This window comes from Photorhabdus heterorhabditis (assembly GCF_001280945.1).
In the GTDB taxonomy this organism is placed as follows: domain Bacteria; phylum Pseudomonadota; class Gammaproteobacteria; order Enterobacterales; family Enterobacteriaceae; genus Photorhabdus; species Photorhabdus heterorhabditis.
Map to the genome: position 1 here is coordinate 1 of NZ_LJCS01000111.1, position 6,273 is coordinate 6,273.

The following is a 6,273-nucleotide window of genomic DNA, read 5'->3' on the forward strand; positions in this document are numbered from 1 at the left end:
GCCGGCGAATAACAAACTGCGGATGGATGACGAGCGCGGGAAAGAGCACATCAAACTCAGTACGGAATACGGCGGCAAGAGTCAGCTGAATCTGGGGCATCTTGTCGATGGTCAGCGCCCGCACCCGGATAAACGGGGCGAGGGCTTTGAACTGCGTACCGATGACTGGGGAGCGATCCGCGCCGGGAAAGGACTGTTTATCAGCACGGATGAACAATTAAAAGCACAGGGAAAAACGTTGGAGATGCAGGCGGCGTTGTCGGCGCTGTCACAGGCCAGCCAGCAGATGCAAACGCTCAGTGAGGCGGCCACGCAGGCCGCGTCTCTTGCTGCCGATGTGCAAACACAATTGCGCTATGTCCAGGAGCGGGTGACGCAGTTGCAGACAGCGGTGCTGTTAGCCAGCTCACCAGCGGGTATTTCTCTGGTCAGTGGTGCTCATATACAAATGGCGGCTAAAGAAAACCTGATGGTTAATGTTGGCAAGCATGCCGATATTGGGGTCATGAAACGTTTGTTTATTGGTGTAGGAGAGGCGTTTGGTTTGTTTGTCCAGAAACTTGGCATCAAGCTGGTTGCCAATCAGGGCAAGGTATTGATACAGGCTCAGCATGATGAGGTGGTATTGATGGCACAACAGGAAATAACGCTTTCCAGTGATGATAACAACATCACGATTACGACCCCAAAAACGCTGACGCTGAACGCAGGGGGCACCTATCTAAAGATGGATGGAAGCGGTATCGAGTTTGGGACGCTGGGTCATTATCAGGTGAAATGCCAGAGTTATAACGTGAAGAAAGGGGGCGCATCCATCGATACAAAAGTATCCACCTTCCCCCAAACAGAATTAAAAGAAACGACCCCAGATCACACGGGTTCAATTTCAGGATAAGGAATTTGTAAGAATGAAAATTTGTTTTCCCGTGAGCCGAGAAAATGACGGCCAGCCTTATCAGGCTACCGATGATAAAAGCCTGCAAGCTATGCTGACAAAATTACGTTCTGAGCCGAATGGGGCCTGGCTGGTCGGGGCGAATGGTCAGTGGCACGGCGGTGTGCATCTCAGTGACCGGGCTAGTGCACCGTATGCCAAACTGACGCCAGATTTGTTGCAACAGAACAAAGTGATGCCGCTGCGTTGTATGGCGGAGGGAGAGGTGGTGGCTTACCGGCTGAATAACACGTATTTAGAGGCGCCATATTTTCGTGATGAACAGCTGAAATACTCCAGTACTTTTGTGCTGGTGAAATCAGAGTACAAAGCACAGGATGAAACGCTGTTGACATTCTACAGCCTGTATATGCATCTGGCACCGGTGAGTGATTACCCGGCTTACCCGCGTTATAAAGCGATCGTGCAGCACACCCTGCATACTCACCGGTTTCAGGCGAATAATGAGGGACAGTATGGGATACCTGCCGGGGTGACGGAACGGGGTGAACGGCGTGATTATGATATTCCGCCGGAGAATGGCACATTGAAACACGGTGATGAGTTTTTGGTGTATCAGACAGTGGATTTCTTTTCGCCCATCCCTCTCACGACCCGTTATGAAAGAATGCGTTTTGGTCTGGCGCAGAAACTGGAGGGGGGTGTCGTAAAAGATGAGAAGAAATTTTGGGTCGCGTTACAGCCGCAGTTTGCTGAGCAGACAGGAGAATCTAGCCCCCATATGCCGGTTTGGATGCAGTCGGCGGTTAAAAAAGGGGCCTTTGACAGTGTACAAACTTTGACGGGAGATGCAGTTATCCGCATAAACGCCGGAGACCCGATAGGCCATCTGGGATTATTTGAATCGCCGGCGGTGCAGTTGCCGGACCGGATGTCTTACTATTTTACGCATATTGAAGTGTTGAGTGCTGACGATAAGCTGCCGGATTTTGTGAATAACACGAAGCATCTGGCCGATGGCCGAAAATATATTATCTGTGGTTTTGACCAGATGTTGCACAGCTATGATGCGACCCACCAGATTTTTACCCCTTTAGAGGTCAGGACACAGCAGGAAATCGTGCTGGCAAAAACATTGACCAGCCCGGTTAAGGATAAAAAGGGGGTGAACTGGTACAAAGTAACAAAGACCAGTTGGGTAAAACAGAACGGGGAACAGGTGGAAGAGGTCGATCAGCATGACCTGAATAAACTGGGATTTCGTTTGTTGGAAGAGAAGGCGACCACGGATTTCAGCAAGTTGACGGGGGAGGCGAGTGTGAAAGTCTGGCTGCGTCATTTACTGGCGGTGGCGAAGCAGGACAGGCGGATGGAGCATGCGTTAGTCCCGGCCCGTTATGAACGTATTTTACGGAAGCTGGATAAAGACGGTGATGGACAGTTGAATGCGCAGGCGGTGCGCCTTGGGTTGTATAACCCGGAAATGATTAACGTGGTGACGCGGTTTATCGTGAAACACAGCAGTGAATGGTATGAGGACAGTCAGGGGGAAGCGTGGATGAACTTTTTTACCAATGTGGTAAAGAACCGCACGGCGAATAAGTTCTGGCGACAGTATCTGGACGGTCAGGTATGGATGAAAGCGGTGGAGCCATTTAACCGTGGGAAGCCGATATGGCATATGCATCCTGTAGTGTTTTTGGATGCATTATCTGAATATGGCTTATGCAAAGATAAGTTTAAAAAAATATCAGGAATAATATTAAAACATGAGGGAGGATATATTAATGATCCAGACGATCGTGGAGGTGAGACAAATATGGGTATTACTTTTAATACATGGAGGGCATACGCGATGGATGATTTAGGAATTGAACCGTCGTCTGAAAATTTAAAGCGTCTTACTAAAGACCAGGCAGAGGTTATTTATTATAATCATTATTGGGAACCTAAAGGCTTTTGTAAGATAGAAAATTCAAAAATTGCATTAATGATTTATGATTGGACTATTACGTCAGGAAAAGCTATAAAAGAAATAAGGAGATTAATTAACAGTGAGTTTGACTCAAAACTATCTATATCAAACTCAATGGATGATGATATGATACATTGTATTAATGCTATAGAAGGTCAAGGTGATTTTTTGCAAAGGTTAGCTGATGTCAGAAAGGGATATTATGAATCATTAACATATACAAATGGCGCTCGTAATAATCAAGTAAAATATCTTGTAGGATGGTTAGGTAGAGTCGATGATTGTTTAAAGGTGGTGATATGAAAAAGATTTTGATTTTATTATTATTTTTATGTGCCCAATCATTTGCTTTTTCTGGCAATTGGATTTCACAGTATAGTAATGACACTTATAAGCTTTACTTAAAGGAAAATAAAAATGAAATAGTAGGTAGGTATTGTTTTATAACAAATAATGGCAATAGAATAGATTGTGAGGATAATGATGTGTTAAATATAAAAGGGCATATAAATGGTAATGTTGCTGACGTTTATTTTGTGAGTACTTTTGGTGGTAATGGAAAAGCGAGAATAACAAAAGAAAAGAATAAACTTATATGGGTTATTGAAGATTCAAAACCATTTGATGATGCTAATATGAGTGTGAAAAACAAAATAACATTTATACGGGAGTAAATGAATTTTTAACTAGTGGTTTGACTCAGAGACAAAATAGCAGTAAGTACTATGGAATTCTTGGGAAGGACTTATTAAGTTATTCTAATAATCGGATTTCTGATCTTTCAAAAAATTAAGGAGGTTGTTATGTCTAGAAAAATAGTTTTCATTATTTTTTGTTTTTTTCCTTTCTTAACTAATGCCAGTGTGAATTCTTATGTTAACTGTTTTTCTTCCAGTGATCAGAAAGGGATTAATTTACAGTTTATTATTGTAAATGATGGAGGGAGAGATAAATGGTTCGGTGGGTATGTAAAATATGAGAAATCTAATCACCCTATAACTATTGTTCCGGTTAAAGAAAGTGAGGAGGAGTTTACTGAAGGAAGGCCATATGAATATACTACAACTTGGGTGGAAATTATCAATGGTAAACCTGAAGGTAAATACATAACTGTAAGACAAGGAGCTATTTTTTCTTCTTTTGTATATATAAACACAAAGTCGAAAAAACAGTACGATTTTACGCAGGTATTTGATGCTATGAATGATGGCTATTGTCAATGGAATGATAATGATAGGAAATGATATATATTTGAATGTAAGTTTCCTCTTAGAAAATGGTGCACCTAAACTACAAGGATTAATTAATAGTGAGAGATACTCAGAAGCAGAAGATGAATTTCTTGAGGTTACGAATGGTGGAATAGGTGGGTTGGTGGATAGAGATAGATACATATAGCATTGAAGAGCGATATGGCTTTTTAATGATTTTTTATTGGTTAATCACTTAAACAAGAGGTATTTATGCCGGCATTTATTCGTCAGGGTGATAAAACTTCATCCGGAGGAACTGTTTTAGAAGGATCTGACTTAATTGAGTTCGATGATATTCCTGTTGCCCGAAAAGGCGATAAGGTTTCTTGCCCTAAACATGGTGAAACGACAATTGCTGAGGGCAGTCCTGATTATCTTGATGATGGGCGGGCAGTTGCGCTGAATGGGCACCGTTGTGCCTGTGGTTGTACGTTAATCAGTTCATTTTCAGCGGGGACGGTAGATTAATATGTCTGTCAATCTTGATGCTATTCCGGATAAAGCTCCTCGTCCGGTACGCCCGATCACTTTACGCTGGTTACTATTTTTGATCGCCTGTCTGGTAACAGGCGCAATAACGACATTATGGTTTTGGAAAGAGACGCGTTCAGGCAGTGTGTTCTGGTACAGCTTTTTCGTTTTCCCGTTTTCATTCTGGTTGCTGTGTTTTGGAATACGACGACTCGGTTATCAATGCCAGCAAGTGTGGGCCGATGGGTGGGACAGGGAATGTCAGGCTATTCGTGAACGGGAAATTCGAAGAGGGCAGCGCAGTGCACGGTTGATTTTTACTCATGCGTCTACGCCTGTGGGTCATGATGTCACTCAGCTTCCCGTCACCCTGCAAGAGAAATCGGTGCTGATGTCGCAGGGAACATTACAAGATCAAGACGAGGTGATCCAGTATGCCCGGCTTTCTGCTGAATTGCCTGCTGCCAAACGTTTCATGATGGCGCGGGATCTGCTTTTGGCCGATGTGCTCCCACTTATGGCGGCGCTGCCTTCCCACTGGCGCCGCTACTGTTCTATTCAGCTCAATGTGAGTGAGTCTGATGTCAGGATGCCGGAGATATCTCTGCCAAATATGTTGACGTGTCCGGGGCAGGGATTGGCGGTTTTGGATAACTGGCTGGATATTGATCCAGCTTCTCCTTCGGTTTTGATCATCATTGCCGCAGACGTACAGGATATCCCTCTGAATATTACCGGAGAAGCCGTTGTGGCACTGATGTTTTCTAATCACCCTCTCGCAGAGGAAACTGAATTAGTGATAGTCCACAGACCACACCGTGAGCCTGTTATGCGGACGTCTGTGCTTATAGAACGGGCATTGCTCTGGGCGAAACAAGCGGCAGATAACATTCACAATGGCTGGTTAACCGGTTGGGGAACATCGACTGACAGTGTGTGGAGTACGGCAATAGAACAACAGGGGCTTTTATTGAAGGATGGAGAAACCAGTTGGTTGCTGGAGAAATCCTTTGGCGATACAGGCTACGCAGCGCCCTGGTTAGCCTTGATTTGTGCCAGTGAGCAAGCCAGACAAGAGCAGACTGCACAATTGTATGCGCATAAAACCCGCGCTGATCAACTCTGGGGAGGGGTCATTACACCTTCACTTTCAGGTAAACAGGAGATTTCATGAAACTTCATTCGTTATTTGCATCTATTCTTGCGGTCATTATTGGCCTGTTGCTGTTGTTTGGGGGAGCCTTATTAATGCTTCCAGACCAGATCACTCAGTGGTTTGGCTGGGATGCCCCGTTTCGCCACACTGTGCTGATGGCTTGCGGTTTCCTTATTGCTCTGTGTGTCATGATGGGGTGGTTGATAAATATGTGGTTGACTGCCAGTGGGAAGGGTAATGCTCGCTTGAAGTGGGGTAAGCTTCAGGCAGAAGGTAATGGTGATAACAGAAGAATTTCTGTAGAGACCCAACTACCGGAGTCAATCTCCGCACTGTCAGACTTAGGCGCCCGCCTGCACCGTCGTTATGGCCGGCTCTGGGGATTCAGGGTGCGTCTCTTACTGGTGATGGGCGAGGTGGAACAGGTGGAAGCCATTGCGCCGGGGCTGACGACCCAACACTGGCTGGAGGGGCATCGTACTTTGCTGGTGTACGGCGGCAGTTTACAAACTGAACCGGATGC

The 6,273-nt window shown here is 45.1% G+C and carries 7 protein-coding genes and 1 pseudogene; all 8 read left to right on the forward strand.

Annotated elements, in window-relative coordinates:
- The coding region (locus AM629_RS20290) for a DUF2345 domain-containing protein (RefSeq protein WP_152912041.1) at window positions 1–895 on the forward strand (895 nt) is incomplete at its 5' end.
- Between the two features lie 13 nt (window positions 896–908).
- The gene (locus AM629_RS20295) at window positions 909–3,173 is read left to right on the forward strand and encodes a glycoside hydrolase family 108 protein (RefSeq protein ID WP_054481528.1); all 2,265 of its coding nucleotides are present in this window, start codon (window positions 909–911) and stop codon (window positions 3,171–3,173) included.
- Window positions 3,170–3,544 carry a hypothetical protein gene (locus AM629_RS20300; RefSeq protein ID WP_054481531.1) on the forward strand — a complete coding sequence of 125 codons (375 nt, stop codon included), beginning with the start codon at window positions 3,170–3,172 and terminating at the stop codon, window positions 3,542–3,544. Before AM629_RS20295 ends, AM629_RS20300 begins: the two co-directional genes overlap by 4 nt.
- Window positions 3,545–3,673: 129 nt before the next feature.
- On the forward strand, window positions 3,674–4,114 hold the full coding sequence (locus tag AM629_RS20305; RefSeq protein WP_054481533.1) for a hypothetical protein: 441 nt from the start codon (window positions 3,674–3,676) through the stop codon (window positions 4,112–4,114).
- Window positions 4,101–4,268, forward strand: coding sequence for a hypothetical protein (locus AM629_RS24075; protein ID WP_161804257.1), 168 nt, complete (start codon window positions 4,101–4,103; stop codon window positions 4,266–4,268). The genes AM629_RS20305 and AM629_RS24075 overlap by 14 nt, the downstream gene beginning before the upstream one ends.
- A 65-nt stretch (window positions 4,269–4,333) precedes the next feature.
- Complete coding sequence (locus AM629_RS20310) at window positions 4,334–4,591, forward strand: PAAR domain-containing protein (protein ID WP_054481536.1); 258 nt, start codon at window positions 4,334–4,336, stop codon at window positions 4,589–4,591.
- 1 nt (window position 4,592) lies between these two features.
- Window positions 4,593–5,768, forward strand: a complete 1,176-nt coding sequence (locus AM629_RS20315) for a KPHS_23130 family T6SS system protein (protein WP_054481538.1) — start codon at window positions 4,593–4,595, stop codon at window positions 5,766–5,768.
- Window positions 5,765–6,273, forward strand: a pseudogene (locus AM629_RS24815) (hypothetical protein); the annotation flags it as partial. The gene AM629_RS20315 and the pseudogene AM629_RS24815, both read left to right, overlap by 4 nt.